The 25,708-nt window shown below is 44.1% G+C and carries 26 protein-coding genes; 14 read left to right on the top strand and 12 right to left on the bottom strand.

Going from position 1 to position 25,708, the window contains the following annotated elements; all coding sequences use genetic code 11:
• Positions 1–180: 180 nt before the first annotated feature.
• Positions 181–339, bottom strand: coding sequence for a DUF1328 domain-containing protein (locus tag ACWQ4X_RS12230; protein WP_016168908.1), 159 nt, complete (start codon positions 337–339; stop codon positions 181–183).
• A 189-nt stretch (positions 340–528) separates the two neighbouring features.
• Between ACWQ4X_RS12230 and ACWQ4X_RS12225 the strand changes: the two genes are divergently transcribed.
• From ACWQ4X_RS12225 to ACWQ4X_RS12215, 3 genes are all read left to right on the top strand, one after another.
• On the top strand, positions 529–981 hold the full coding sequence (locus ACWQ4X_RS12225) for a YcgN family cysteine cluster protein (RefSeq protein WP_457903820.1): 453 nt from the start codon (positions 529–531) through the stop codon (positions 979–981).
• A gap of 78 nt (positions 982–1,059) precedes the next feature.
• Positions 1,060–1,974 carry an alpha/beta hydrolase gene (locus ACWQ4X_RS12220; RefSeq protein ID WP_457903819.1) on the top strand — a complete coding sequence of 305 codons (915 nt, stop codon included), beginning with the start codon at positions 1,060–1,062 and terminating at the stop codon, positions 1,972–1,974.
• Between the two features lie 82 nt (positions 1,975–2,056).
• Positions 2,057–3,331, top strand: a complete 1,275-nt coding sequence (locus ACWQ4X_RS12215) for a replication-associated recombination protein A (RefSeq protein ID WP_457903818.1) — start codon at positions 2,057–2,059, stop codon at positions 3,329–3,331.
• Positions 3,332–3,561: 230 nt separating this feature from the next.
• Here ACWQ4X_RS12215 and ACWQ4X_RS12210 read toward each other — a convergent pair whose 3' ends face one another.
• The 5 genes from ACWQ4X_RS12210 to ACWQ4X_RS12190 all read right to left on the bottom strand — a co-directional run bounded on the left by ACWQ4X_RS12210 (position 3,562) and on the right by ACWQ4X_RS12190 (position 7,546).
• Positions 3,562–4,338, bottom strand: coding sequence for an ABC transporter ATP-binding protein (locus tag ACWQ4X_RS12210; protein WP_100241112.1), 777 nt, complete (start codon positions 4,336–4,338; stop codon positions 3,562–3,564).
• Positions 4,339–4,349: 11 nt separating this feature from the next.
• The gene (locus ACWQ4X_RS12205; protein ID WP_100241113.1) at positions 4,350–5,063 is read right to left on the bottom strand and encodes an ABC transporter permease; all 714 of its coding nucleotides are present in this window, start codon (positions 5,061–5,063) and stop codon (positions 4,350–4,352) included.
• Positions 5,060–5,749, bottom strand: coding sequence for an ABC transporter permease (locus tag ACWQ4X_RS12200; RefSeq protein WP_457903843.1), 690 nt, complete (start codon positions 5,747–5,749; stop codon positions 5,060–5,062). The genes ACWQ4X_RS12205 and ACWQ4X_RS12200 overlap by 4 nt, the downstream gene beginning before the upstream one ends.
• 94 nt (positions 5,750–5,843) lie before the next feature.
• On the bottom strand, positions 5,844–6,629 hold the full coding sequence (locus ACWQ4X_RS12195; protein ID WP_100241115.1) for an ABC transporter substrate-binding protein: 786 nt from the start codon (positions 6,627–6,629) through the stop codon (positions 5,844–5,846).
• Positions 6,630–6,976: 347 nt separating this feature from the next.
• The gene (locus ACWQ4X_RS12190; protein ID WP_457903817.1) at positions 6,977–7,546 is read right to left on the bottom strand and encodes a LysE family translocator; all 570 of its coding nucleotides are present in this window, start codon (positions 7,544–7,546) and stop codon (positions 6,977–6,979) included.
• A 137-nt stretch (positions 7,547–7,683) separates the two neighbouring features.
• Here ACWQ4X_RS12190 and ACWQ4X_RS12185 point away from each other — a divergent pair, with 137 nt between their 5' ends.
• Complete coding sequence (locus tag ACWQ4X_RS12185) at positions 7,684–8,142, top strand: Lrp/AsnC family transcriptional regulator (RefSeq protein WP_457903816.1); 459 nt, start codon at positions 7,684–7,686, stop codon at positions 8,140–8,142.
• A 114-nt stretch (positions 8,143–8,256) separates the two neighbouring features.
• Here the strand turns inward: ACWQ4X_RS12185 and purC are convergent, their stop codons facing one another.
• The 3 genes from purC to dapA are packed head-to-tail and all read right to left on the bottom strand — an operon-like array spanning position 8,257 to position 10,535.
• On the bottom strand, positions 8,257–8,976 hold the full coding sequence (gene purC, locus ACWQ4X_RS12180) for a phosphoribosylaminoimidazolesuccinocarboxamide synthase (RefSeq protein ID WP_100241118.1): 720 nt from the start codon (positions 8,974–8,976) through the stop codon (positions 8,257–8,259).
• A gap of 37 nt (positions 8,977–9,013) precedes the next feature.
• On the bottom strand, positions 9,014–9,622 hold the full coding sequence (locus ACWQ4X_RS12175) for a lipoprotein-34 precursor (NlpB) (RefSeq protein ID WP_100241119.1): 609 nt from the start codon (positions 9,620–9,622) through the stop codon (positions 9,014–9,016).
• 13 nt (positions 9,623–9,635) lie between these two features.
• The gene (gene dapA / locus ACWQ4X_RS12170; protein ID WP_100241120.1) at positions 9,636–10,535 is read right to left on the bottom strand and encodes a 4-hydroxy-tetrahydrodipicolinate synthase; all 900 of its coding nucleotides are present in this window, start codon (positions 10,533–10,535) and stop codon (positions 9,636–9,638) included.
• 636 nt (positions 10,536–11,171) lie between these two features.
• Between dapA and mhpT the strand changes: the two genes are divergently transcribed.
• From mhpT to ppk1, 4 genes are all read left to right on the top strand, one after another.
• Positions 11,172–12,383: a 3-(3-hydroxy-phenyl)propionate transporter MhpT gene (gene mhpT, locus ACWQ4X_RS12165; RefSeq protein WP_457903815.1), complete on the top strand. Its 1,212-nt coding sequence runs from the start codon at positions 11,172–11,174 to the stop codon at positions 12,381–12,383.
• Positions 12,384–12,540: 157 nt separating this feature from the next.
• Positions 12,541–13,170 (top strand): bifunctional nicotinamidase/pyrazinamidase, encoded by a 630-nt coding sequence (pncA, locus tag ACWQ4X_RS12160; protein WP_457903842.1) that lies wholly within the window; start codon positions 12,541–12,543, stop codon positions 13,168–13,170.
• Positions 13,171–13,223: 53 nt separating this feature from the next.
• Entirely contained in the window at positions 13,224–14,177 is a 954-nt protein-coding gene (locus ACWQ4X_RS12155) for a bile acid:sodium symporter family protein (RefSeq protein WP_457903814.1), read from the top strand.
• A 166-nt stretch (positions 14,178–14,343) separates the two neighbouring features.
• Positions 14,344–16,404 carry a polyphosphate kinase 1 gene (gene ppk1 / locus ACWQ4X_RS12150; protein ID WP_457903813.1) on the top strand — a complete coding sequence of 687 codons (2,061 nt, stop codon included), beginning with the start codon at positions 14,344–14,346 and terminating at the stop codon, positions 16,402–16,404.
• A gap of 56 nt (positions 16,405–16,460) precedes the next feature.
• On the opposite strand, the gene ACWQ4X_RS12145 is transcribed toward ppk1, so the two are convergent.
• A complete protein-coding gene (locus tag ACWQ4X_RS12145) occupies positions 16,461–17,714 on the bottom strand; it encodes a hypothetical protein (RefSeq protein ID WP_457903812.1) in 1,254 nt (417 codons plus the stop codon).
• 77 nt (positions 17,715–17,791) lie between these two features.
• On the opposite strand from ACWQ4X_RS12145, the gene serB reads away from it, so the two are divergent.
• The 3 genes from serB to ACWQ4X_RS12130 all read left to right on the top strand — a co-directional run bounded on the left by serB (position 17,792) and on the right by ACWQ4X_RS12130 (position 20,592).
• Positions 17,792–19,012 carry a phosphoserine phosphatase SerB gene (gene serB / locus ACWQ4X_RS12140; protein ID WP_142769914.1) on the top strand — a complete coding sequence of 407 codons (1,221 nt, stop codon included), beginning with the start codon at positions 17,792–17,794 and terminating at the stop codon, positions 19,010–19,012.
• 413 nt (positions 19,013–19,425) lie between these two features.
• Positions 19,426–19,758, top strand: a complete 333-nt coding sequence (aciT, locus tag ACWQ4X_RS12135; protein WP_142769915.1) for a ciprofloxacin tolerance protein AciT — start codon at positions 19,426–19,428, stop codon at positions 19,756–19,758.
• Positions 19,759–20,112: 354 nt separating this feature from the next.
• Positions 20,113–20,592, top strand: a complete 480-nt coding sequence (locus tag ACWQ4X_RS12130) for an SCP-2 sterol transfer family protein (protein ID WP_100241127.1) — start codon at positions 20,113–20,115, stop codon at positions 20,590–20,592.
• A 67-nt stretch (positions 20,593–20,659) separates the two neighbouring features.
• On the opposite strand, the gene dtd is transcribed toward ACWQ4X_RS12130, so the two are convergent.
• Entirely contained in the window at positions 20,660–21,100 is a 441-nt protein-coding gene (dtd, locus tag ACWQ4X_RS12125; protein ID WP_100241128.1) for a D-aminoacyl-tRNA deacylase, read from the bottom strand.
• Positions 21,101–21,256: 156 nt separating this feature from the next.
• Between dtd and pncB the strand changes: the two genes are divergently transcribed.
• The 3 genes from pncB to asd all read left to right on the top strand — a co-directional run bounded on the left by pncB (position 21,257) and on the right by asd (position 24,271).
• Positions 21,257–22,465, top strand: a complete 1,209-nt coding sequence (pncB, locus tag ACWQ4X_RS12120; protein ID WP_457903811.1) for a nicotinate phosphoribosyltransferase — start codon at positions 21,257–21,259, stop codon at positions 22,463–22,465.
• Positions 22,466–22,574: 109 nt separating this feature from the next.
• The gene (locus tag ACWQ4X_RS12115; protein WP_457903841.1) at positions 22,575–23,423 is read left to right on the top strand and encodes a sulfurtransferase; all 849 of its coding nucleotides are present in this window, start codon (positions 22,575–22,577) and stop codon (positions 23,421–23,423) included.
• The gene (gene asd / locus ACWQ4X_RS12110) at positions 23,420–24,271 is read left to right on the top strand and encodes an archaetidylserine decarboxylase (protein ID WP_457903810.1); all 852 of its coding nucleotides are present in this window, start codon (positions 23,420–23,422) and stop codon (positions 24,269–24,271) included. Before ACWQ4X_RS12115 ends, asd begins: the two co-directional genes overlap by 4 nt.
• A gap of 74 nt (positions 24,272–24,345) precedes the next feature.
• On the opposite strand, the gene phoR is transcribed toward asd, so the two are convergent.
• Complete coding sequence (phoR, locus tag ACWQ4X_RS12105) at positions 24,346–25,704, bottom strand: phosphate regulon sensor histidine kinase PhoR (RefSeq protein WP_457903809.1); 1,359 nt, start codon at positions 25,702–25,704, stop codon at positions 24,346–24,348.
• Between the last annotated feature and the right edge of the window lie 4 nt (positions 25,705–25,708).

Below are 25,708 nucleotides of genomic sequence, written 5' to 3'. Positions count from 1 at the left end.
TAAAATTTGGATGTATAGATTTAATACATTAATAATTAACATGATTTTATATTCTGAATTTAAGAGGGAGAGATGATGATGTCATCACGCTTTCTGAATTTTTTGCCGAAATTGCTGAAATTCAAGACAAAAAAAGAAGGAAAAATCCTTCTTTTTTTGAGTTAACCTGATGACCGTAATCTACGCTTTCCCTCTCGAGATAAAGCCGATAATGGCTAAAATGACGGCAACGACCAATAAGATCACTGCAAAGTCTTTGGATAGCCCTGCAACACCACCAAAGCCGAGTAAGCTTGCAATTAATGCAATCACTGCAAAAATAATCGCCCAACGGAACATAAGTCTTCTCCATGTTGTTGTTGTCTTGCCATTCAGTATAGGTTCGGGTCGGCACAGGGACTGTTGCGCTTTTGTCTAAAAAGTGTTCGAATCTTGGAGTAAGCCTATGATTTAACGTAAAAGAGATTGCTGCATTGTTGCAGGAATTTATTGATATAATAGTCATGTTATTTTTGATTTTTGCCGACCATGTCTAGTGAATTACGCCCGCAGTTCTGGAAAAAATATCCGCTTGAAGCCTTGAATCCACAAGAGTGGGAGGCATTATGCGATGGCTGTGGCTTATGCTGTCTGGTGAAACTTGAAGATGAAGATACGCATGAAGTCGCGTACACCAAAGTGGCGTGCAAGTTGTTAGATTGCCGTAGTGCGCGTTGTAGCAATTATCCTGAACGTTTGCAGTATGTGCCAGACTGTATTCAGCTCACCCCAGAAAAATTAGAACAAATTCACTGGTTGCCTGCCAGTTGTGCTTATCGACGTCTGAGTGAAGGCAAGAATTTACCTTCTTGGCATTATCTGAATACAGGATCACGACAAAGTGTGATTCAAGCCCGAAAGTCGGCGGCGGGACGTTGTATTTCAGAAACTGAAGTCAATGAAGATGAGATTGATGAATATATTGTGCGCTGGGTACGCTAATTCTTCTTTTGGATTTAATTGATAATAATTCTTAATCTCAGTAATATGGGTGTGCCTGATCACTGCTGAGAGATTGAGATGTCGATTGTTCGTTTTAAGGCTGCATTATGGGCAGGCTGGATGTGCTTGAGCTTTTTTGCGCTGACCACCCAGCTACAGGCGAAACCGAGTCTCGAAGCCTTAGGCCCCAATATTGCGGATACGGGTTCAGCCTATTATCAGTTTCAAATTCGTTATTTCAGTTCCGCAGACCAGCAACGTCGTTATAAGGTCTGGTTAGGATTGCCGCGTAGCTTACAGCCACAAGCCAAGCCAGCATCCGCATTATTTATGCTGGATGGTAATTCGGCCATGTCTTATTTAAGCGAAGAGCTGCTACAAAAACTCAGCACGCAACAGGCGCCTGTCTTGGTGGCAATTGGTTATGACACGGCATTACCCTTTGATACGGTTGCCCGTGCTGTGGACTATACCCCTGCGGATGAAACAGGACGTATTACGGTAGACCCACGTCAGCCTGAACGCTTAAGCGGGGGCAGTGCCCAGTTTCGTGAAGTACTGTTGCAACAGATCCAGCCGTGGGTGGCTTCTCAAGTACAATTAGATCCCAAGCGACAAGCTTTGTGGGGACATTCTTATGGCGGTTTATTTGTGCTGGACAGTCTGCTGCATGCTCAGTATTTCAGTCATTATTTTGCGGCAAGTCCATCTTTGTCGTGGGCAGATGCACGGATCATGAAGAATCTACACAGCAAAGTGGCAGTCACAGCGCAAACGCCAAGCTTATGGGTGATGGAAGGAGATTTGGCTGCCCAACATCAGGGACGTGCCAGCCCGAATTTTAATCCGAATACCCTGCAGGATAATCGCCAAGTGATTGCCAGCTTTGAACAGCGTGGGGTGCACAGTAAATTGCTGCTGTATCCAAATCGGAGTCATGGACAAATGTTCTCGGCATCTTTACTGGATGTTTTGAACTATCATTTATTCTAGTTGGATCTTCCGCATTCAGGTGTTCAGTCGGATAAGCATTCCAGTGTAGACTAGAACCACATTCATTGGCTGAAATAACCGTATGTCAGACACCCAGATTCCTCTTCCAGAACGTCTTCGTCCTCGTGATTTGTCTGAAATTATTGGGCAAGAGCATTTGTTGGGCGAGCAGGCACCGTTACGTCAGATGATTGATCAGGGGCATTTGCCTTCGATTATTTTCTGGGGACCGCCAGGGGTGGGGAAAACCACCATCGCCTTATTGTTGGCGCAGGCGGTAGACCGCCCTTTTGTCAGTTTATCGGCATTGAATACGGGGGTTAAAGAGCTTCGGGAAATTATTGCGGAAAGTGGTGATTTGCTCACGCCAGTGGTGTTTATTGATGAGATTCATCGCTTTAACAAGTCACAGCAAGATGCGCTGTTAAATGCAGTCGAGAAAGGCAAAATCACCCTGATCGGGGCGACCACCGAAAACCCATCCTTTGAAGTAAACAGTGCTTTATTGTCGCGTTGTCAGGTCTATACCTTGAATGCGCTGAGCAATGAGGCAATTCAGGAATTGATACTGCGTGCAGTGCAGCAAGATTCATTTTTAAAACAACGTTACATCCAGATTGAAGAGTTTGATGCCTTAATTCAGTTTGCTGCAGGTGATGCACGGAAGGCACTGAATTTACTTGACCTCATCGCCAGTACCTTTGAAGCCGATGTCGAGAACATCATCACCAATGCCATTGTGGTGCGTGTTGCCCAGCAAAATATTGCCCGTTACGACAAATCGGGCGAGCAACACTATGATTTGGTTTCGGCTTTTATCAAGTCTATTCGTGGCAGTGATCCTGATGCTGCTTTGTATTGGATGGCGCGGATGCTGAAGGGTGGTGAAGACCCTGTGTTTATTGCGCGTCGCATGCTCATTTCTGCGTCGGAAGATATTGGCAATTCAAACCCGAATGCCTTGTTGCTGGCGGGGGAATGTTTCCGTTCGGTTCAAGCGGTTGGCATGCCCGAGGCGCGAATTATTTTGGGACAATGTGCAGTCTATCTGGCGACCAGTGCCAAAAGTAACAGTACCTATTTGGCCATCAATAAAGCTTTGGAGTTGGCAGAAAGAACGGCCAATTTACCTGTGCCGCTACATTTACGTAATGCCCCGACCAAACTGATGAAGCAGCAGGGCTATGGGGTGGACTACCTCTATCCACATAACTATCCCGAACATTTTGTGTTGCAGGAGTATTTGCCGCCTGAATTAAAAGGCACTAAGCTGTATGAATCTGCTCGCAATAAACGTGAAGTGGAAGGTGAGCGTTTACAGCAACGTCGCTGGATGCAAGAGCAACAGCAGCAGTAATTGAACGCAGAACAACAGACATAAAAAAGCCCGACATCCTGTCGGGCTTTTTCGTATGCACTGTTTAGGTATAACTCCTGTCGTACCTCACATCCTGGTGTTGCCACTTATCATTATTGTTTTATGTGTTGGAACTTCCTGTTCTCTATGTCCCCATCATATGCAAAACAGCGTGAGTGACATAGAGGAGATTTTCCTGAATTGCTGTACGCTGTGGCGTACAACAACATTTATTTAAAGTTGCCTTCTAAGAATTGTTTTAAGCGTTCACTTTTCGGATTGACCAGCACTTCTTTCGGGTCACCTTGTTCTTCAATTTTGCCTTGATGTAAGAAAATCACATGATTGGAAACATGGCGGGCAAAGCCCATTTCATGCGTGACCACAATCATGGTGCGACCTTCTTCAGCCAAACTTTGCATGACTTTGAGTACTTCACCGACCAATTCAGGGTCTAAGGCACTGGTAGGCTCATCGAACAACATCACTTCAGGTTCCATGGCCAATGCACGTGCAATCGCAACGCGTTGCTGCTGTCCGCCAGATAAGAACGATGGATATTTACCTTCTACACTTTCAGCCAATCCGACTTTTCTTAAATATTTGCGCGCACGTTCTTCAGCTTCGGCACGTTTTAAGCCCAAAACATGCATTGGACCTTCTATGATGTTTTCCAGTACGGTCATATGTGACCATAAGTTGAAATGCTGGAACACCATCATGAGTTGGGTACGCATTTTTTGTAGCTGTCGTGGACTGGTGGCTTTAAGGTTGCCAGACTTGTCGATCACCGTGTCTAGTTTCTCGCCATTCAGTTGAATCGAGCCTTGGCTCGGCTGTTCCAAGAAGTTGATACAGCGTAAGAAAGTACTTTTACCTGAACCCGAAGATCCAATAATACTGATCACATCGCCTGCATTGGCATCCAGTGACACCCCTTTAAGCACTTCATTGTCGCCAAAGGTTTTATGTAAATCACGAATCACCAGTTTTGCTGAGTTTTCCATCTATGTTTCTCCTAATGATTCGATGGTTTTAAAAATGCCAACCAACGTTGTTCCAATTTGCGGAATATCCAAATCAAGATAAATGCCAAACATGCGTACAAGATTGCCGCGATCCCGAAGGCATCAAATGTGGCATAGGTAGCCGCATTCACATCGCGTGCAATTTTCAAAATATCAGGCACGGTTGCGGTAAAGGCAATCGTGGTCGCATGTAGCATTAAAATGACTTCATTGCCATAGAACGGCAATGCGCGGCGTAACATGGATGGAATGATAATACGGGTATAACGCTTCCACGGAGACATGCCAAAAGCACGAGCAGCTTCAATTTCGCCATAAGGAATAGAGCGAATGGCGCCTGCAAAAATTTCCGTGGTGTAGGCTGCGGTATTCAGGGCAAAAGCCAAAATGGTACAGTTCAAGCCTTCGCGGAAGAACTCATCTAGGCGTTCATGCGCATGAATGTATTCGAGACTATAAATACCGGTGTAAATAATCAGGAGTTGCACATACAGTGGCGTACCGCGGAACACATAGGTATATAGCCACACAGGCAGGCGTAAAAATGGATTTTCTGATACGCGGGCAATGGATAATGGCACTGCCAGTACAAAGCCAATGGCAATAGAAAGTACCAACAGCCATGCTGTCATGGCTACGCCTGTCATTTGAAAACCATCGGTCCAAAGGTACGACTGCCAATATTGTTGAAGAATTTCAATCATAGTTTTCCCTTTTTCACGCCAACAGAATAACGACGTTCCAACCACATCAGGATCAGATTCGACACCGTGGTAATGGCAAGATAAATGACCGCAGCAATCACACTGAAATAAAAGACGTCCATGGTGCTACGACCTGCATCTTGGGTAATTTTCACAATGTCGGTTAAACCAATCAGCGAGACCAAAGCCGTGGCTTTAATCAGCACTTGCCAGTTGTTGCCAATCCCCGGCAAGGCAAAACGCATCATTTGTGGAAAGAGGACACGTCGAAACACTTGCAATGGGGTCATGCCATAAGCGAAAGCGGCTTCCATTTGACCCTTGGGCACAGCTTGAAATGCACCACGAAATGTTTCGGTAAAATACGCGCCATAAATAAAGCCCAAGGTAATTACACCTGCAACAAATGGATTGATGTCAATCTGATCCATGTTCAGAGATTCTGTAATTGAATTGAGACCCAGTTGTAGGCTGTAAAACATTAGGAGCATGATCACCAGATCAGGCACACTACGAATGAGGGTGGTATACGCAGTCGCAATATTGCGGACAATTTTAAGACTAGAGAGTTTAGAACTTGCACCAATCAATCCAATCACGATGGAAAGTAACAGTGATAACAATGCAAGCTGTATGGTCATCCAAGTGCCCTCAAGCAACACGGGACCATAACCAGACAAAAACATACTCATCTACTCCGAGTAAAAGCGGTAAAGAAGATATTGATGTAACTCAGTGAGATAGAAAAAGTGCCGGTATAAAACCGACACTTTTTTGTCATCAATAAATGCTGAACGAGAAGTACTTCTTCTCGAGTTTTTTGTATGTTCCGTTGGCAATAATTGCAGCTAAAGCTTTATCGATATCTCGTTTAAGCTCTACATCTTCTTTACGTAAACCAATCGCAGCACCTGCACCCAGTGTTTTCACGTCCACCACATTGCCACCCGCAAAGGCAAAGGCTTTGCCCTTAGGTGATTTCAAGAAGCCGCCATCGACCATAATGGCATCTTGTAATGTTGCATCGAGACGCCCAGACACCATGTCTTGGTAAAGTACGTCTTGGTTTGGATAAGGGACCACATTCACGCCTTTAGGCGCCCAATAGGCTTTCGCATAGCCTTCTTGGATGGTTCCTTGTTGTACACCCACACGTTTGCCTTTGAGTGAAGCCACGGTTGGTTGTAATGGAGAACCTTTCTTCGCAACCATACGGGTTGGTGTGTTGTAGATTTTATTACTGAATGCGATTTGCTTCGAACGATCTGCAGTAACAGTCATCGAAGACAAGATACCATCAAATTTTTTCGCTTTGAGGGCAGGAATCATGCCGTCGAAAGAGTTTTCTACCCAGACACATTTGGCTTTTAATTCGGCACAAATGGCATTCCCTAAATCGATGTCAAAACCCACCAACTTGTTGTCAGGAGTTTTATATTCAAAAGGTGCATAAGAGGATTCTGTACCGAAACGAATGACTTTCCATTCTTTGGCTTGTACAGTGCTGCCAAGAGCTGTCAGCATTAATGTAGTTGAAAGTAAAACTTTCTTTTGCCAGCTTTTCATCGTAAATATAGCATCCGTAAAAAATCAAATTTCAAAAAAATAAGACGAAGACAAAACTTACTCCACCTTTTGCTTTGAAATAAAAGCAACATATATACCAAAACTTCCATTTATTGGTGGTTTATTCAGCTTTCCACCTTTATATTGGTGGAAATTCGGGCATTTTTACGGGTTAGGTTCATTTTGTATTGCAACATCCTATTTGCAATCCTTCATCATATTTAAAAGCCAATACAGCACATAGTGGGAAAAATCTTGAAGCTGTGTACGCTATGGCGTACACAGTTGCTGCTTTTTTTTACAGTTTTACTTAATAATCTGACTCAAATGTACATCCAATCAGCGATTTAAGCCTGCAGTTTGATGAATTGTATGCAAGCTGGTAAGACTGCGAGCAGTAGAGCCAGTGCCATGCTGAGATTGAAAATGCAGAAAAATTTGGGCTGCATGAGCAGACGACGTAAAAACTTGCCTGCAACCGCCCAGATGCCGACACATGGAATCGAGATCAAGAGTAAAATTAAGGCAGCATACACAATGGCACTGAATTGAAGGTTGACCGCAAAGTAGGTGGCAATGGTGCTTATCGACATGATCCATGCTTTGGGGTTGACCCACTGAAAAATTGCACCTTGCATAAAGCCCATGGTGGGTTTTTCTTCAAGCTTGATCTGTAGCGGACCGCTCAACGCAATTTTCCATGCCAGCCAGAGAAGATAGGCAGTTCCGATCAGACTGAAGAGCAATTGCAGCGCAGGAAACCATTGAAAGACTTGGTTGAGTCCCATGCCTATTGCGATCAGTTGTAAAGCGACACCGCAGGCAATCCCTAAAATTAAAGGCAGAGTTTTCTTGAGTCCAAAACGCGCGCCTGAAAGCATGACCAAGGCATTATTGGGACCTGGTGTGCTGGTCATGACCAAACAAAAAAGCAAATAAGAGATAAAAAGGCTGCTGTTCATGCTGCTGTACACGGAAAATAAACAGAATTTTATTGTTGATTAGACACAATTTGATTTTATATTGAGCTTAAAATTTAAATAAATTGCAATAAATGATTGAATTAGATCGCTTAGACCGAAGAATATTGTGTGAGCTTGAAAACGATGCACATATCACCAATGCCAAACTTGCGGAGTGCGTCGGTTTGTCTGCATCTGCATGTTTACGACGAGTGCAAGAATTAGAAAAAAGGGGCGTGATCAAGGGTTATAAAGCCATTATAGATCGTTCTCTGTTAGGTATTGGTTTGATTGTTTATGTGACCATCGGCTTGTCGAGTCATTCCAAGGCCTCTTTAAAGCATTTCGAAGAAGTGATTGAGGCTGCACCAGAAGTCACGGAATGTCATACTATTACGGGGGCGGTGGAGTATTTGCTCAGAGTTGAAGTGTCAGATATTAAATCTTATAAAAAATTTCATACCGATGTTTTAGGGACCATTCCGGCCATTTCTTCCATCACCAGTTTATTGGTGATGGACACCACCAAAGATTTACGTGTTCAAGTATAAAAAAGAAGATAGATCAGATTTAATGTAAGTGATCGAGATTGAAAGTATTTTATGCAGTGCATAAAAAAACCGAGACATCAGACTCGGTTTTTTATTATGAAGCTTCAGACAAGATTAGATGTCTGAAAGGTCGATGCCAATACGTGCAGCAACTTCTTCATAAGCTTCAACCACACCACCTAAACCTTGGCGGAAACGGTCTTTGTCTAATTTTTTCTTGGTGTCTTTGTCCCATAGACGGCAACCGTCTGGAGAGAATTCGTCACCTAACACGATGCGGTCATGGAATACACCAAACTCAAGTTTGAAGTCGACCAAAATCATGTTGCCTTTGTCGAAAAGCGCTTTAAGAACGTTGTTCACTTGGTAAGTGAGTTCTTTCATTTTTTCAAGTTGCGGAGCAGTTGCCCAACCTAAAGCAATCGCTTGAGATTCGTTCACCATTGGATCGCCAAGCGCGTCATCTTTGAAGAACAATTCGAATGTTGGCGGAGTCAATTCTTTGCCTTCTTCAACACCTAGGCGACGGCACAATGAGCCCGCTGCATAGTTACGAATTACACATTCCACAGGAATCATGTCTAATTTCTTCACCAACACTTCAGTTGGAGAAAGTAGTTTTTCAAAATGAGTTTCAATGCCTGCAGCAGCCAGTTGCTCCATGATAAAGGCGTTAAAACGGTTGTTCACCTTGCCTTTACGATCTAGTTGTTCGATTTTTTCGCCATTGAACGCAGAGGCATCATCACGAAATACTAAAATCAGGTGGTCTTGACTATCTGTTTCATACACAGATTTCGCTTTACCAGTATAGAGCAAGGTTTGTTTTAACATGGGGGAACCTTTTGCAAAAAAAAATGCCTAGTAAGATCTAGGCCGGCCAGTTTTGGTAAATCTGGGTTAACAGTTCTGCAGCTTTTTCTTTATCTGCAAAGCTGTTGTCGGCATTAAACACTGCCAAGTTATGACTTGAACCTACTGATGTTAGTCGCAGTACATAGATCTGCTGATCGATTTTAAGCGTTACTTCGTAACGGTTTTTACTTTGACCCACAATGTTCTGGTTCAGGCTGCTGAGCGTGGCAAGTGTATACTGCCAAATTGTATCAGAATTTCCGTCAATTTTGAGCAATGGATTTTGATTTCCATCAGTCAGAAGTTGCGGACGACCGAGCACAGCATTTTGCTCTGAAGCAGCAGTTGCTGAGCTGTTTGGTGCAGCAACGTCTGGACGAGGCAGAGCAAAACGGTTGCCCTTGCTATTTTCAAGCTTTGGCGCATGTTGAATCGCAAGGGGTTCAACCGTTGGTGCTGGATACAGTGGCGTTGCTGGACGAACCATTGACCCTTCAGGATATTGTAGAGGTTCGAGGGTTGCTGTTTCTTTATAGTTCAAAGATTTGTTGCTAACTGCAAGTGAACTACAACCCGCTAAACTGAATACTGAAAGTGCAAGGGTTAAACCTAAACGTAACTGCATAATATAGTGCTCTTTATTTGATTATACCTGCCGCAACCAACGCTTCACGAAGCGGTGCGCGGTATTGTTCTGCAAGAGGTGTTAATGGTAAGCGAATGCCAGTACCAATTAAGCCCATTTCGTGTAGCGCCCATTTCACAGGAATTGGGTTCGATTCACAAAATAGAATATTGTGTAAATTTGCAACTTGCGCATTCAGTTCTTCTGCACGCGCAGCATCACCTGCAATTGCAACAGCACACACTTCGCTCATTTGTTTCGGTGCAACGTTTGCTGTAACCGAAATGTTGCCTTTGGCACCATGTTCGATTAACTGGTATGCGGTTGCATCGTCACCTGAGTACACCACCATGTCTTTGCCAGCTAAGCCTTCAATCAAGGCTTGACCGCGCGGAACATCACCTGTGGCATCTTTAATCCCGACAATTTGCGGGATATCTGCAAGGCGAATGACCGTTTCATTCGCCAAGTCGACGCCAGTACGACCAGGTACGTTATACAGAATTTGAGGTAAATCAACAGCTTCAGCAATTGCTTTATAATGCTGATATAAGCCTTCTTGAGTCGGTTTATTGTAGTATGGGGTGACCAATAGCGCTGCGTCAGCACCCAGTTGTTTTGCTTCTTTTGTTAGTTCAATCGCTTCGCGTGTTGAGTTTGCACCAGTGCCAGCAATAATCGGAATACGTTTGTTCGCTACACGAATGACTTCTTTAATCACTTGTGTATGTTCAGCCATGCTTAATGTAGAAGCTTCACCAGTTGTTCCAACTGCAACAATACTGTTTGTTCCCTGTTCTATGTGCCACTCAACGAGCTTCTCAAGACCCTTCCAATCTACGCTGCCATCTTCAAACATTGGGGTGACGATTGCGACTATTGAGCCTTGAATGATCTGTGCTTGCTGAGTCATTTTGAAAAAATATCCTATTTGTCCATCCAGTGAAGTGAAAAACGTGAGGTGGATGGGTGCGTATTTTGATTTATAGCAATTTCAATTAGATTATGGCGAATTGAATAATGCTTACGCAAATTATGACTGAACAAGCGATGAAGAACAATATGCTTTAGTCAAAGCGACTCAAAACTTTAAAAAAAGCAAAAATAAAGTGCAGTAAAATTACAAAATACAGGTTTCAGATGCCAGCTGAAAATATATTTTTCAAAACTTTATCGTAGAAAAATAAGCAAGATTAAGAGCTTATAGGACTTAATCAAGAGCTTAAAGCTCTATTTATTCTGCTTAAATTTAAGCTGAATGATCACTAAAAACAACGTGAATCATAAATTTTAGCGATAACTCCATGTTCAGAAATTCAATGCAATGCTGTGCTAAGTGCTTCATGTTGTGTTGAATTGTTGACTAATTTAGTCAAATTTCATTTGCATTAATTGATTTTAAGACTAGACCAACTGAACGCATAAAATGTGATTTATCTCTTAATTGATAAAAAAAGTCTAAAAATCTTCAACTTAAGACGAGTTAATTAAAATGTGCGCTTCACAGATGATTGTTGTTCATTGGAGGGGTTAGAACAAGGATTTTGAGATGAATGCATCATCAGACAAGCAGCACTCGGTCATTACGGTTGCCATTTGCTTTTTAATTGCTGTCATTGAAGGGTTGGATATTCAGGCTGCGGGGATTGCCGCAGCAGGGATTCGTGAACATTTTGCCTTAGACAGTTCCCAGTTGGGCGTATTTTTTAGTGCGGGTATTTTAGGTCTATTGCCCGGGGCATTGGTTGGCGGACGCTTTGCCGACCGTATTGGACGTAAAACCGTGTTGGTTTGGTCAGTTGCGGTGTTTGCGTTCTTTACCTTATGTACGGTCTGGGTCAACAGTTTTTATAGTTTATTGCTGGTCCGTTTTCTGGCGGGTGCAGGCTTGGGTGCCGCCATGCCGTTATTGATTACTTTGGCTTCCGAAGCGGTCAGTCCTGAAAAGCGTGGGCGTGCGGTCGGTTTGATGTATTGTGGTATGCCGGTGGGTGCTGCCATTTTGTCTTATATCGCCAGTCTGGATTTTGGTTCGAATTGGAAAAACATTTTCTATTTGGGAGGACTGCTTCCGATCATCGTGCTGCCAATCATGATCAAGTTTTTACCTGAGTCACGTGAATTCTTAAAAGCACAAACCCGTGCTGAAGATGACACTGCGGCACCAGCTACTTTTCAGGATTTGTTTAATCGACACAATTTGATGCGTACAGGCTTAATCTGGGTGAGCTATTTCTTCACCTTGATGGTGGTGTACATCATGCTGAGCTGGTTACCATCTTTGTTTATGGAACTTGGCTTTTCCCGCAAAGAAGCCAGTACGGCTCAGTTCTACTTCATGTTAAGTGCGACAGTGGGTACGGTTATTTTAGGCATGCTGACGGACCGCTGGAAAAAAGCCTATGTCATCTTATTAATGTATGGCGGTATTTTAGCTGGTCTATTTGCACTGAATGCAGCCGCTTCGCTGACGCAAATGTATTTGGCATCGGCATTGGTTGGTGCATTCGTGATTGGTTGTCAGGGCGTACTCTATGCTTTCGGCAGTATTGTTTACCCTACAGAATTACGCGGTACAGGTGTGGGCATGGCTTCGGCAGTGGGACGTATTGGCGCGATGTTGGGTCCGACCATTGCAGGGCAATTGCTCGCCGCAGGCTTTGGTGCAACAGGCGTAGTCTCCGCAGCCATTCCATGTATTGTGATTTCAGCGTTGTTGATGTTGATTTTGGTACAACGACTACAAAAAACCACTACTTAATTAAGCTCATGCTGTATAGATAGCCCGTCATGACGGGCTATTTGCTTTTGTAGCGAAGCGATGGATGGAGACGGCTTCGTTCACTACAAGGCTGTGGTTTTGTTATATGCTAGCCCACAATCAAAAACAAACAGCGAGCCACACCGACATGCAACACATGCAAAACAAGAAAGCCCTGATTGTAGTGGATGTACAAAATGGATTTACCCCTGGGGGGAATCTGGCCGTTGCCCATGCAGACCAAATTATTCCAAAAATTAATCAATTGGGGGCCTATTTTGAGCAAATTATTCTGACCCAAGACTGGCATCCTGCCCAGCATATTTCTTTTGCAGAGAACCATGTTGGAAAACAGCCATTTGAGCAGATTGAATTGTCTTATGGACCACAGGTATTGTGGCCTGCGCATTGTGTGCAAGGCAGTCATGATGCCGATTTTCATCCCGATCTGGCTTTACCCCAAGCCCAGTTGATTATTCGCAAAGGCACCCATGCTGAAATTGATAGTTATTCGGCATTTATGGAAGCTGATCGTCAAACCACAACGGGTTTGGCGGGCTATTTAAACGCACGCGGGATTGACACCGTGTATATCGTGGGCATTGCGACCGATTTTTGCGTGGCATGGACCGCCATTGATGCCAGCCAGTTGGGTTTTAATACTTATGTGATTGCAGATGCCACCAAAGCAATTGATTTGAACGGTTCGTTACAGCACGCATGGCAAGATATGTTGGCTGCGGGGGTGAAACGGATTTATCTGAAAGATATTCTGGCGGCAGCATAAGCCTGTACTGTGTTTGATTTGCTTTTCCCTTTGTCTAGCTGTTGAGTTTACGCATGTCTGCATTTTTGCAATTAAGCCGTTTTATTCAGAAAACTTTTGCCTTGTGGGTGCTGCTGTTTGCTGGAATTGCGCTGATTCTGCCCGAAGCCTTTGTTTGGCTTAAAGCTTACATTCCGTGGATGCTGGGCATCATTATGCTGGGCATGGGCATGACCATGCAGCTCGACGATTTTAAAGCGGTCTTGCAAACCCCAAAAGCTGTGTGCGTGGGGGTGGTGGCGCAGTTTGTGGTGATGCCTATTCTGGCGTATCTGCTGTGTCTCGTGTTTCAGTTGCCTGCGGAACTGGCAGTCGGGGTAATTTTGGTCGGTTGTTGCCCAGGAGGAACGGCATCCAATGTGATTACCTATATGGCAAAGGGTAATACGGCACTGTCTGTGGCTTGCACTGCGGTATCGACTTTATTGGCACCTGTGCTGACGCCCTTTATTTTCTATCTGCTGGCAAGCCAATGGATCGACATTAATGCATGGTCGATGCTGAGCTCCATTCTACAAGTGGTGTTATTGCCGATTATTCTGGGTTTGGTGCTACGCAGTCTATTCAAGCAACAGGCACAACAGTATCTACAGGTGATGCCGCTGATTTCGGTGCTTGCAATTGTGTTGATTGTGGCGGCAATTATTGGCGGCAGTAAGGCACAGATCTTACATTCTGGCTTGCTGATTTTTGCGGTAGTCGCACTGCATAATGGTTTGGGATATGTGTTGGGCTTCTGGAGCAGTCGCTTTTTGCATTTAGCTTATGCCGACAGTAAGGCGGTAGCCATTGAAGTCGGCATGCAAAACTCAGGTCTAGGGGTAGCATTGGCAGCCGTTCATTTTGCGACAGCGCCGTTGACCGCATTACCGAGTGCTATTTTTAGTTTGTGGCATAATATTTCAGGTCCTTTATTGGCGACCTATTGGGCGAGAAAAAACATGCCTGATAAGACAGAAACACAGTAGCATTGCATCGAAATTCTCAAAATTTGATAAAATTTTAACATTAAGTATAAAAAACAGGCAGTAGATCGGGTTTTTGGAGAGTGTAACAAAACCGTCATAAACCCCATCTAAGATGCCAAGCACAGAGGGTAAAGTGTTGATAAAAAATCAACCATAATGAGAGAAAATGGAAAATTTTCAACATTCATCAGAAACTTATTTTAATCGTGAATTGGCATTACTGGAGTTTAATCGACGCGTCTTGGCGCAAGCGCGCAATACCGATTTACCGCTTTTAGAACGGCTTAACTTTCTCATTATTTTCTCCCGCAACTTGGACGAGTTTTTTGAAATTCGTGTTGCGGGTTTAATGAAGCAGCAGGATTTAAATGCGCTGACGCGTATGCCTGATGCCATTCCGACCGATGTGGTACTGGCTGAGCTGTCACAACGGGTACATCAGGCGGTACAGGAACAGTACGATATTTTGAATCATGCCATCCTGCCGCAGTTACAGGGGTTGGGTATTCATTTTATTCAGTACCAAGACATTTTGGAAAAGCATAAAGCGTGGATCGCTGCTTATTTTGCCAAGCAAGTTCAACCCGTCTTGACCCCGATTAGCCTTGATCCATCACATCCCTTTCCGCGCTTGGTGAATAAAAGCCTGAACTTCATTGTCAGTTTGGAAGGTAAAGATGCCTTTGGGCGCGAGATAGAACTGGCAATTGTGCCTGCACCACGGTCATTACCGCGTTTAATCAGTTTGCCTGAAAGCGTGGAAGGACAAGAAGAACAAATCTTTCTGACCGCGATTATTCAGCAGCATATCAGTGACTTGTTCCCAGGGATGAAAGCCACAGGCTGCTATGCCTTCCGTGTAACCCGCAATGCCGATTTAATTTTATCGGAAGATGTCGATGATTTGGCGGTGGCGTTAAAAGATGAATTGTCTTCGCGTCGCTTTGGGCGTGCGGTACGTTTGGAAATTGAAGATGATTGCCCGCGTAGTATTGTGGATTATTTATTGAATGAATTTGATCTCGATCAACAACATTTGTATTCGATTTCGGGTCCGATCAATTTATCGCGCCTGACCACGCATTTTAAGCGTCCAGACTTAAAATATCCGGTCTTTAATCCCGTTATTCCAAAGCCTTTTCGTAAGCAACAGTCCATCTTTGATATTTTGAAAAAAGAAGATGTGTTGTTGCATCATCCTTTTGACTCTTTCCAGCCTGTGATTAGCCTGCTACGTGAAGCTGCGAAAGATCCGAATGTATTGGCGATTAAACAGACCTTGTATCGTAGCGGACCTGATTCCGAGATTGTGCAGGTACTGGCAGAAGCGGCACGCAATGGCAAAGAAGTCACCGCGGTGATTGAACTCCGTGCACGTTTTGATGAAGAGTCCAACATTACCGTGGCCAATGTATTGCAAGAAGCAGGCGCCGTGGTGGTGTATGGCATTGTGGGCTATAAAACTCATGCCAAAATGATTTTGATCGTGCGCCGAGAAGAGCAGCAGTTGGTGCGTTATGTGCATTTAGGCACAGGCAATTATCATGCGGGCAATGCCAAACTCTATACCGATTATAGTTTGATGACCACCCAGCCCGATATCTGTGAAGATGTGCATCGCATGTTCCAAGAACTGACGGGCATGGGAAAAATGGCAAAATTAAAAACCTTGCTGCATGCACCGTTTACCTTACATGCTGAATTACTCAAGCTGATTGAGCAGGAAATAGAATATGCGCAAGCGGGCAAAACTGCGCGGATTATCATTAAGGTCAATGCCCTGACCGAACCGCAGTTGATTGCTGCGCTGTATCGGGCGTCGCAGGCTGGGGTGAAAATTGACCTGATTATCCGCTCTATTTGTTGTTTGGTACCGCAATTGGCAGGGCTATCCGATAATATTCGGGTGCGTTCAATTGTCGGGCGCTTTCTGGAACATACCCGTGTCTATTATTTTGAACAGGGCGGGGAAAAGAAACTGTACTGCGCCAGTGCCGACTGGATGGGACGTAATTTGTTTTCACGGGTTGAAACCTGTTTCCCGATTTTGGATCCGAAGATTAAAAAGCGGATTTTGCAAGACGGCTTACAAAACTACTTGTCGGATCATCACGGAACTTGGGAACTCCAAGCCTCTGGCGAGTGGTTGAAAGCGCAAGCACCTGAAGGGCAGGTGCCGCATTCGGCACAGGAATTTTTGATGAACAAGAGTCTACAGAAAATCTAGGTATGTCTCGCATTTCAAAAGACATAAAAAAGCCTGACTGTGGTCAGGCTTTTTGCTTAAGAGGCTTTGGACTGTTTGCCTTTTAAAATTTCGGTTCGAATGCTTTGCGCCAGTTCAGCAATGCTGCTGTCCATACCATTCACCATAAAGGCGTGACGGGTCAAAACATTGGTCGGATTTGGCAAAGACACCAAGTCGTAATGGTCGCTGATTTGCTTTAACAACTCATTGCTTAAATGCACTGCACTTTCTTTGGCAGAGAGTTGGTGCACCAAACGTTCAGCCGCTTGTACCGCAGTTAACTGCATCGCTTCAACAGAAGAAGAAATAGCGCTGCGCGTTTGCAATACAAAGCGCTTTTCTTCACGGTAGCGTTTATACAGCACATCGGAAAGCAACTGGAATACCGTGCCAATCATGGCTAGACACGGTACGGCATCAGGCATATCTGCCGATAGGGTAATGGTGGCACCCTGTGCATTAAATTGTTGCACCGTGGTAATGTCCGAACGGTTTAATTTGTAATGCTGAACGGCAAGCTCAATGCTCTTATTCAAGAAAATCTGGCACAAATTAAAATAAGGCAGCGACACGGTCTGATTCACAGACTCAAGCAATTGCTTTGGATCATAATATTGAATGTTCAAAGCCACAGAACAATCATCAACAATCACAGGCTTAATTTCTTTGGCTTTGTTTTTGTTCTGGAACTGCTGTTGTGCCTGCGCAATGGTTAAAGCCGCATTATGCTTCTCTTGTTCCAAGGCTTGGGTTAAGGCTTGAATTTCGTGTTTTAAACGGGATTCGTTGTTAATGCGTGCCAAATATTCAGAACGGCTTGGACGCGCAATCGCACGATATGCCAACCACAACAACCCATGAATAAAGAACGAGAATAAAATCGCCAGCCATTGGGTACGCAAGATTTCGCCAATACTTGGTTTAATCAGGGTAATTTCAATGGTGCCGACTTTTTTCTCATTTTGTAAGGCATCCCGCACAAAAACTTCGCCATCACGGGTTTTGGATAAACCACCTGTCGCCAAGACCTGATTGCTGCCGTCCAAAATTCGAATAGAGGCGACACTTGGATTGGTGGCGTAACGGTTCACCAATAACGCCAGTGATACGGTATTGGCAGGTTCAAGTTCCGATAAACTGTCTGTGACCAATTGGCTGGTCATCAACTGTCCCTGATTCGCACGGTTTTCATTCAGTTGGTGAGTGGTTGCAATCACCAATAAAAAGGTATGAAGTGCAAAACTTATTATCAGTAGGCTAGCAAATAGCCCTTGTCTAGGCGCATTCAACGTAAACTTCCAAGGCAATTCTATTCAAATTCGATTATGATTCTCACAATAGTTGTAGCTCAGACCCGAGTCAATTCATGCGAGAAATCATTCTTATATCATTTTTGGGACCCGACCAGCCTAATCAATTCACACGATTAATGCAGGTATTGTCCACTCATTCCTTACAAATTCTAGATGTTGGACAAGCCGTCATCCATAATCAACTGACTCTAGGTATTGTTGTTTCGTCAGATGACCAGACTGCAACAGCATTAGCCATGAAGGAAATTCTGATTCTAGCACATGATATCGGCTTAACAGTGCGCTTTAAACCCATCTCTTCGACAGAATATGATCAATGGGTGAGTGAAGGTGGACGGACACGCTATATTGTCACGGCTTTGGCACCAGAACTGACCGCAGCGCATTTACAAGCTGTTACCAATATTGTGTCTAATCAAGGTTTCAACATTGAGACGGTGACGCGTTTATCGGGGCGTCCGCAGTTGCAAAACATGTCTGAAGGACCAAAACGTTCATGCGTACAGTTTGGTTTAAGTGGACAGATGTTGGATGCCACTGCCATGCGTGCAGCGTGTTTAAGCCTGTCCGCTGAACTCAGCATTGATGTTGCCGTGCAAGAAGACAATGCCTACCGCCGTAACAGCCGTTTGGTATGTTTTGACATGGACTCAACCCTGATTGAACAAGAAGTGATTGATGAGTTGGCACTGGAAGCGGGTGTGGGCGAACAGGTCGCAGAAATTACCGAACGTGCCATGCAGGGCGAGCTGGATTTCCAGCAAAGTTTCCGTGCGCGTGTGGCCTTATTAAAAGGTTTAGATGCTTCAGTTTTGCCTAAAATTGCGGAACGCCTGACCATTACCGAAGGTGCGGAGCGCCTGATTACAACATTAAAATCATTGGGTTATCGAACAGCAATTCTATCGGGTGGTTTCCAGTACTTTGCGGAGTATTTACAAGCCAAACTTGGCATTGATGAAGTGCATGCCAATATTCTGGATGTGGAAGATGGCTTTGTGACAGGTGAAGTCAAAGGGCATATTGTGGATGGCGCACGTAAGGCATTTTTATTGCGTGAGCTGGCAGACAATATGGGGATTTCACCAGAACAAACCATTGCCGTAGGCGATGGGGCCAACGATTTACCAATGCTCTCGATTGCTGGTTTAGGCGTAGCTTTCCGTGCCAAACCACTGGTGCGTAAGAATGCCAATCAGGCGATTTCTAGCGTGGGTCTAGACGGGGTGTTATACCTGTTGGGCGTGCATGATAAAGATCTTAACCGCGCGTAATCATTGCGGTTTCATGACAAAAGCGCAATCTTCGGATTGCGCTTTTTGTGTTCTTGCTGATGAGTTTTGTATAAAAAATTCGTCTGCCATTTGCATGCCGACCAGATGATTTTCCATAGAGAAAAAAATAATTTTTCCCGTGTGAAAACCCGTTGTTTTTTTGTAATGACACGCCAACTCATAGCTTCTCTTGCTTCCCTTCAAGTCGAAATGACAAAAATTGTAATGACAAAATAATATTGCGACAATGTATGTCGCTCAATAAAAAAGCATGCCTTTTTTTCTGTTTAAAACTGTTCATAATGCTTGCATAGAGACATAGATAGACAAATTTCACAAAATTAATATAGGTCGTGAGGATTGCTGGTCGGGCACTTGCCCAGACACCATTCCCATTGAAGACGGAGGTTTTTATGGTCACAGCGAATTTAGCAACCATAATTGGCTTGAGTTGTGTGGCTGTTGCATTGATTGCGGTTTTCTTCTCGCCTTATCGTCGTTGGCTGAGCTTTATGTTCGCAGGCATGATGTTCTGGGGCCTGCTTGAAATGATCCGTTTGAGCATTCAGGTTGTGTTTGAATTACCGATGGCATACAGCTATCTAGCAGCGGTTAGCATCGCCATGGGCATGCTCACCTTGTTATTGTTCCGTGAAGACCGTCGTGCAGAGCGTGCCAGCTCAAAACGCCGCTATATCGAGCATACCCCTGTGTATGAAGATGATCAGCAGTACAGTAGTCGTTAATTTTGATGCTCCTTTTCATCACAGATGAGAGGGAGCGCAGTTTTAGGTTAAGTAAAAATAATAAAAACAGTAGCCATGCTATTTATTCAGGCAAAGTCATACTTATTCAAGGGGCGACAAAACGCGTGTTCTCGCCATCCATCTAATTTTGATCAAAAAGAATTCTTCAACTCAAAGCTTTCCGTTTTAAAGACTTGACAAAATAAGGATGCTTTTGTGATCGGAATAGAATTTCAAGCTGTGACTTTGGTGTTCAGATCAGGATTGTTATACAAAGCCTAGCTTCCATCGGAATTAAGTTATGGTAGGATGGAGCAGTCAATTTTTCTACAATTACAATAGGCTTCAAACGTCATGAAACTGTCTTCAATTCCAGTTGTAAAGCTACCTTTGGTCGATGTGAGCACGGACCCACTCGATCTCCTTGTGGCGAGTTTGGTTTTACGCATGAAACAACTGGCTCGTACAAGTCCTAAATTTATTGAGTTGATTCATGACCGTCAATTCCGTATCCAAATTGGGACAGATCTAGGCGTAGCGCGTCAGATTATTATCGACAATGGACAAATTGATACAGTTTCAGGTGATGCTGAGAAAGCGGATTTTATTTTGCAATTTGCGGATAGCGAGCAAGGCGTAAAAACCTTATTAAAAGGGGATCCATCAGCATTCATGACTGGCATGCAAAATGGCAGTATCAAGATGGAAGGGGATTTCAGCTTATTAGTGTGGTTCAACAAAGCGGCAAAATTGATTCCACCAAAGCTACCTAAACCCGTGAAAGAAAAGATTCAGTTGGCACGTCAATTTTTAAAAGAAAAGACAGGTCGCTAAGTGCTATTAATATAGCCTGTTAAAAAAGCCTACAGCATGCTGTGGGCTTTTTTTATGATGTGAAGATTTATTCGACTTCGAGCTGAAAGGTCACGGGTCCATCATTAATTAAGTGGACTTTCATATCCGCAGCAAAAATCCCCGTTTCTACCTGAGCAAATTGTGATTTGGCATACTCGACCAGTTGCTCATACAAAACTTTGGCTGCATCAGGGGGCATCGCAGGACCGAAATCGGGACGCAAGCCTTTTTGCGTTTGTGCCATCAGGGTAAATTGCGACACCAGTAACAAGCCACCTTGTGCTTGCGTCACATTCCAGCCCATCTTGCCTTGTTCATCATCAAAAATGCGGTACTTCAAAATTTTATCAATCAGCTTTTTGCCTTTTTCCAGATGATCTTCTTTGCCCAGCCCTAAAAAGACCAGCAACCCATGTTGAATTTCACCCGTTACTTGACCGTCGACGACAACTTTGGCTTCAAGTACTCGTTGTAATAAGGCACGCACGAGAATCCCTCAATATTTGATGTGCTGGGCATTGTAGCAAAGATCCGATGATGCAGATGGAGCATGTTTCTGATTTGACGAGTTTTATGCAATCAATGGCTTTTTTCACCCTAAAAGTGTGCTTTAATGCTAGAAGTTGATAAAAACTGAACCTTTATGTCTGCAATCATTCAATCCTTACTCGATACTGACTTATATAAATTCACCATGCTGCAAGTGGTGCTGCATAAGTTTCCGCAAACGCATAGTGTCTACCATTTCCGTTGTCGTAATTTGGATGAAACAGTGTATCCCTTGGTGGATATTCTGCAAGATTTGAATGAACAGTTAGATTATTTATGCCAGCTACGCTTTAAAGAAGACGAATTACAATATTTGCGCAGCTTACGTTTTATTAAAAGTGACTTTGTCGATTATCTGGAACTGTTCCAACTCAAGCGTCGTTTTATTCATGCAGGCATAGACAGCGAAGGCCGTTTGGATATTTGGGTTGAAGGACCCATGGTACAAGCGATGATGTTTGAGATTTTTGTACTTGCGATTGTGAACGAGCTGTATTTCCAGCGTATTCGTACGCCTGAAGTCTTGGAGGAAGGTCAGCGTCGCTTAACCGCCAAGATTGAATTTATTCAGCAATGTGAGCAACAGCAACGTCCTGAAGATCCGCCATTTTTAGTATCAGATTTTGGCACCCGCCGTCGTTATAGCTTGGCTTGGCAACGACAGGTGATTCAGGCCTTCCATCAAGCAGTACCGAATGTGTTCCGTGGCACCAGTAATGTGCTGTTGGCAAAAGAATTGGGAATTTCCCCGATTGGCACCATGGCCCATGAATTCTTGCAAGCTTTTCAGGCGCTAGATGTGCGTTTACGCGATTTCCAGAAAGCCGCCTTAGAAACTTGGGTGCAGGAATATCGAGGGGATTTGGGGATTGCTCTGACTGATGTGGTGGGGATGGATGCTTTCCTGCGTGATTTCGATTTGTATTTTGCCAAACTCTTTGATGGTTTAAGACACGACAGTGGTGATCCTTTTGTTTGGGGCGATAAAGCTTATGCACATTATCAAACTTTAAAAATTGACAGCCGAACCAAAATGCTCACCTTTAGTGATGGTTTGAATTTACACAAGGCGTGGGCTTTACACCAATATTTTAAAGACCGCTTTAAAGTCAGTTTCGGGATTGGCACCAATTTAACCAATGATATGGGGCAGACCCCGCTAAATATCGTGTTGAAACTAGTGGAATGTAATGGGCAATCCGTGGCGAAAATTTCGGACAGCCCAGGCAAGACCATGACCGATAACGATACTTTCTTGGCTTATTTGCGTCAGGTTTTTCAGATTACTGAATCTGCACATTAATCCATTTCTAATGCAGATTTTCTGCTGAGTTTTATAGGAAAATCGGCATTCTATCGATAAAGGCTTATGCTAACATCAAGCAGTTGCCAGAACAAAACGTGTAAAAATGATGACGCAATCTACGCCAAACTTGGGCTTATTAATCGAAGCGGAAGAGTTACTTCCGCTTTTGGGCAATGAAAAATTACGGATTGTGGATTTAAGTCGCAGTTCAGTCTATGAGCAGTTGCATATTCCACATGCCATCCCCCTCAAACCCGCACAACTGCTGCGTCAGGAAGAAAATGCCACGGGCTTGTTGCCTGATGCCGAAGCTTTGACTGCCTTAATTCAGTATTTGAATATTACGCCAGAGCATCATGTGGTGGTTTATGATGATGAAGGCGGGGCTTGGGCAGGGCGCCTGATCTGGAATTTACATTGTCTGGGTTTTTATAACACCTCACTGCTCAATGGCGGGATTCACGCATGGCTGGCACAAGGCTTGCCGACCACCTCTGAGCAGGCGCAATTTGCCCCTGTCGCTCCTTTGGTTCAGGTCAATTTGGCTGCGCAAGATCAAGTCCGTATTCAATATGCAGAGCTGTTGCCCTTAGTCGAGCAACAAGCAATTCAGCTGTGGGATTGCCGAACTGAAGATGAATATACAGGTTTAAGATTGGCTGCTCGACGCGGCGGTCACATTCCAAATGCACGCCATTTTGAATGGAGTACTGCACTTAACCGTGAAAATCATTTAAAATTGCATGCTTTAGAACGCACACAACAACGCTTAGAACAACAAGGTTTCAATTTACAGGAACCTGTCGTGGTGTACTGTCAGTCACACCATCGTTCAGGTTTGGCTTATATTTTGGGTCGTGTATTGGGTTGGAATATTCGAGCTTATGATGGTGCGTGGAGTGAATGGGGCAATCGCCTCGATAGTCCAATCGTTACTGGAGAGTTACCGTCTTGAGCCTCACCTCACGTTTAACTAAACAATTTTTTATTCAAGCACAACGTGTTGTGCCGCAACATCAGCTCTCTCGTGTGGTGGGTAAGATTGCGGCCAGTGAAAACCAGCTGATTAAAAATACGGTCATTTCTGCATTTAAAGCGCAATATGGCATTGATATGTCCATTGCAGAGCAAAAAAATGCCTTGAAATACAAGTCATTCAATGAATTCTTTACCCGTGCTTTGCAAGATGGTGTGCGTGAAATTGACACCAATGCCAGCAGCATTGTGTCACCTGCGGATGGTGCGATTTCGCAATTGGGTCACATCGAATCGGGTGAAGTCTTTCAAGCCAAAGGGCAAAGCTTCTCGGTTGAAAAACTGATTGCAGACCCGCAGTTGGCAGAACCATTCAAACATGGTGAATTTGCGACGGTGTATTTATCTCCGCGTGACTATCACCGTGTACACATGCCCTTTGCAGGCACGTTGACGGAAACGCTGTATGTACCTGGTGAGCTGTTCTCTGTGAACCAGACTACGGCTGAAAATATTCCAGGTTTGTTCGCACGTAACGAGCGTATGGTGTGCTTGTTCGATACTGAATTGGGTCGTATGGCGGTGGTTTTGGTCGGTGCGATGATTGTGGCGGGCATTGAAACTGTGGCGACAGGCAAAGTAAAGCCGACAGGGCGTTTAGAACTGAATCAGCACAATTTGTTCCTTGAAAAAGGCGCAGAACTGGGACGTTTCTATTTGGGTTCAACCGCAATTGTTTTATTTGAACAAAACAAAATGCAGTGGGATGAACAGTTTAAAGCCAATTCAACTGTGGTGATGGGGCAGGCGCTCGGTCATACCGTGTAAGAAGATGCTTGAGGTGGCTGTGCGAGATAGCCATCTCAACATAAACTTTGAATAAGATTTAAAAATATAATGATTTAGCTCATGTGATAAAGACGTTCTTTCGGGAACACCACTTTAAAGATCGAGCCTTGATTTTCTTTTGATTCAATTTCTAAATGCGCGTTGTGCTGCATCAATACGTGTTTCACAATCGCCAGTCCCAATCCAGTTCCACCTGTTTGACGGCTCCGTGCGCTATCCACCCGATAAAAACGTTCGGTTAAACGTGGCAAATGTTTCGGATCAATGCCGATTCCAGTATCTTCAACCGTGAAATAGCCATGTTCGCCATCATCATGCCAACCCATGGTAATGGTGCCGCCTTTAGGGGTGTATTTAATGGCATTGGTAATCAGGTTACTGAACGCACTCGCCAACTCGGTATCTGAACCAATCAGGTCGCAATGACTGTCAATATCCAGATTCAGGGTATGACCATAATCGACATTGTAGGCTTGAGCATCATCAAATAACTGATTCATCAGGCTTGGCATTTCAATAATCTGGTTTTTGGCAATCTGTTTGTTGTTCTCCAGACGCGATAGCAGCAACAGATCATTTACCAAAGCATTCATGCGTTTGGTTTGCGCCTGCATTTGCTCGAAAGCTCGTTTCCAGCGTGGATTTAAATCTTCTTGGTCGGTAAAGGTTTCAATATAGCCACTCAGTACCGTCAAAGGCGTGCGTAATTCATGCGAAATATTATCCACAAAGTCTTTACGCATTTGCTCCAAGTTGTGCATGCGGGTCACGTCATAGGCCACCAGCAGACGGCTTTCACCACCGAAGCGGGTCATTTTGATTTGCACATAGTGGTCTTCAAATACAGAGGACTTCATTTTGATGCCGTCAGGAATTTGATCACTTTGTTTGAAGTAATCAATAAAACTCGGTTGGCGCAAAATGGTCATGATGTTGCGACCAAGATCCAGTGCCTGAATGCCCAGTAGTTTTTCTGCCGCAGGGTTCCACCATTCAATCTGGTGCGATTCATCAATCAGCACCACGGCTTCTGCCAGTGCCACCAAGGAAGACTGGGCACGATCAATCAATCCGACCATTTCGGCCTGAACAATCCGTTCTTGGCGCTGTGCACGATAGACGTTAAACAGCAAAGCCCCCCATATCCCATTTAAATTGGGCGGAACATCATAGGGACGATTGGAAATCCATTCATTGACCAAATACAAAGAACGTAATTGGAAAATAAAAAAAATCGAGAAACCAGCAAAAATGCAGATCCAGAAATACCCAATGCCAAAACCGACTAAGCTTGCAATCAGTAAGAGAAAAGCCAGTAAGCGTAAATCTTGTTTGGCAAAAGTCCACAAACTGCTATAGCGGAATTTTTGATGTTCACGGGCCAGTTCGGGGACGGGGTATGGTTCATACATAAAA

This window comes from Acinetobacter sp. NigerLNRRAM0016 (genome assembly GCF_054112845.1).
Note: the sequence above shows the minus strand (reverse complement) of the source record. Positions and strands in the feature narration are given on the sequence as shown.

Bases quoted from the DNA above. Each gene is read 5' to 3' on its own strand.
- ACWQ4X_RS12230 (WP_016168908.1), bottom strand. From the start codon at position 339: ATGTTCCGTTGGGCGATTATTTTTGCAGTGATTGCATTAATTGCAAGC.
- ACWQ4X_RS12225 (WP_457903820.1), top strand. From the start codon at position 529: ATGTCTAGTGAATTACGCCCGCAGTTCTGGAAAAAATATCCGCTTGAA.
- ACWQ4X_RS12220 (WP_457903819.1), top strand. From the start codon at position 1,060: ATGTCGATTGTTCGTTTTAAGGCTGCATTATGGGCAGGCTGGATGTGC.
- ACWQ4X_RS12215 (WP_457903818.1), top strand. From the start codon at position 2,057: ATGTCAGACACCCAGATTCCTCTTCCAGAACGTCTTCGTCCTCGTGAT.
- ACWQ4X_RS12210 (WP_100241112.1), bottom strand. From the start codon at position 4,338: ATGGAAAACTCAGCAAAACTGGTGATTCGTGATTTACATAAAACCTTT.
- ACWQ4X_RS12205 (WP_100241113.1), bottom strand. From the start codon at position 5,063: ATGATTGAAATTCTTCAACAATATTGGCAGTCGTACCTTTGGACCGAT.
- ACWQ4X_RS12200 (WP_457903843.1), bottom strand. From the start codon at position 5,749: ATGTTTTTGTCTGGTTATGGTCCCGTGTTGCTTGAGGGCACTTGGATG.
- ACWQ4X_RS12195 (WP_100241115.1), bottom strand. From the start codon at position 6,629: ATGAAAAGCTGGCAAAAGAAAGTTTTACTTTCAACTACATTAATGCTG.
- ACWQ4X_RS12190 (WP_457903817.1), bottom strand. From the start codon at position 7,546: ATGACCAGCACACCAGGTCCCAATAATGCCTTGGTCATGCTTTCAGGC.
- ACWQ4X_RS12185 (WP_457903816.1), top strand. From the start codon at position 7,684: ATGATTGAATTAGATCGCTTAGACCGAAGAATATTGTGTGAGCTTGAA.
- purC (WP_100241118.1), bottom strand. From the start codon at position 8,976: ATGTTAAAACAAACCTTGCTCTATACTGGTAAAGCGAAATCTGTGTAT.
- ACWQ4X_RS12175 (WP_100241119.1), bottom strand. From the start codon at position 9,622: ATGCAGTTACGTTTAGGTTTAACCCTTGCACTTTCAGTATTCAGTTTA.
- dapA (WP_100241120.1), bottom strand. From the start codon at position 10,535: ATGACTCAGCAAGCACAGATCATTCAAGGCTCAATAGTCGCAATCGTC.
- mhpT (WP_457903815.1), top strand. From the start codon at position 11,172: ATGAATGCATCATCAGACAAGCAGCACTCGGTCATTACGGTTGCCATT.
- pncA (WP_457903842.1), top strand. From the start codon at position 12,541: ATGCAAAACAAGAAAGCCCTGATTGTAGTGGATGTACAAAATGGATTT.
- ACWQ4X_RS12155 (WP_457903814.1), top strand. From the start codon at position 13,224: ATGTCTGCATTTTTGCAATTAAGCCGTTTTATTCAGAAAACTTTTGCC.
- ppk1 (WP_457903813.1), top strand. From the start codon at position 14,344: ATGGAAAATTTTCAACATTCATCAGAAACTTATTTTAATCGTGAATTG.
- serB (WP_142769914.1), top strand. From the start codon at position 17,792: ATGCGAGAAATCATTCTTATATCATTTTTGGGACCCGACCAGCCTAAT.
- aciT (WP_142769915.1), top strand. From the start codon at position 19,426: ATGGTCACAGCGAATTTAGCAACCATAATTGGCTTGAGTTGTGTGGCT.
- ACWQ4X_RS12130 (WP_100241127.1), top strand. From the start codon at position 20,113: ATGAAACTGTCTTCAATTCCAGTTGTAAAGCTACCTTTGGTCGATGTG.
- pncB (WP_457903811.1), top strand. From the start codon at position 21,257: ATGTCTGCAATCATTCAATCCTTACTCGATACTGACTTATATAAATTC.
- ACWQ4X_RS12115 (WP_457903841.1), top strand. From the start codon at position 22,575: ATGACGCAATCTACGCCAAACTTGGGCTTATTAATCGAAGCGGAAGAG.
- phoR (WP_457903809.1), bottom strand. From the start codon at position 25,704: ATGTATGAACCATACCCCGTCCCCGAACTGGCCCGTGAACATCAAAAA.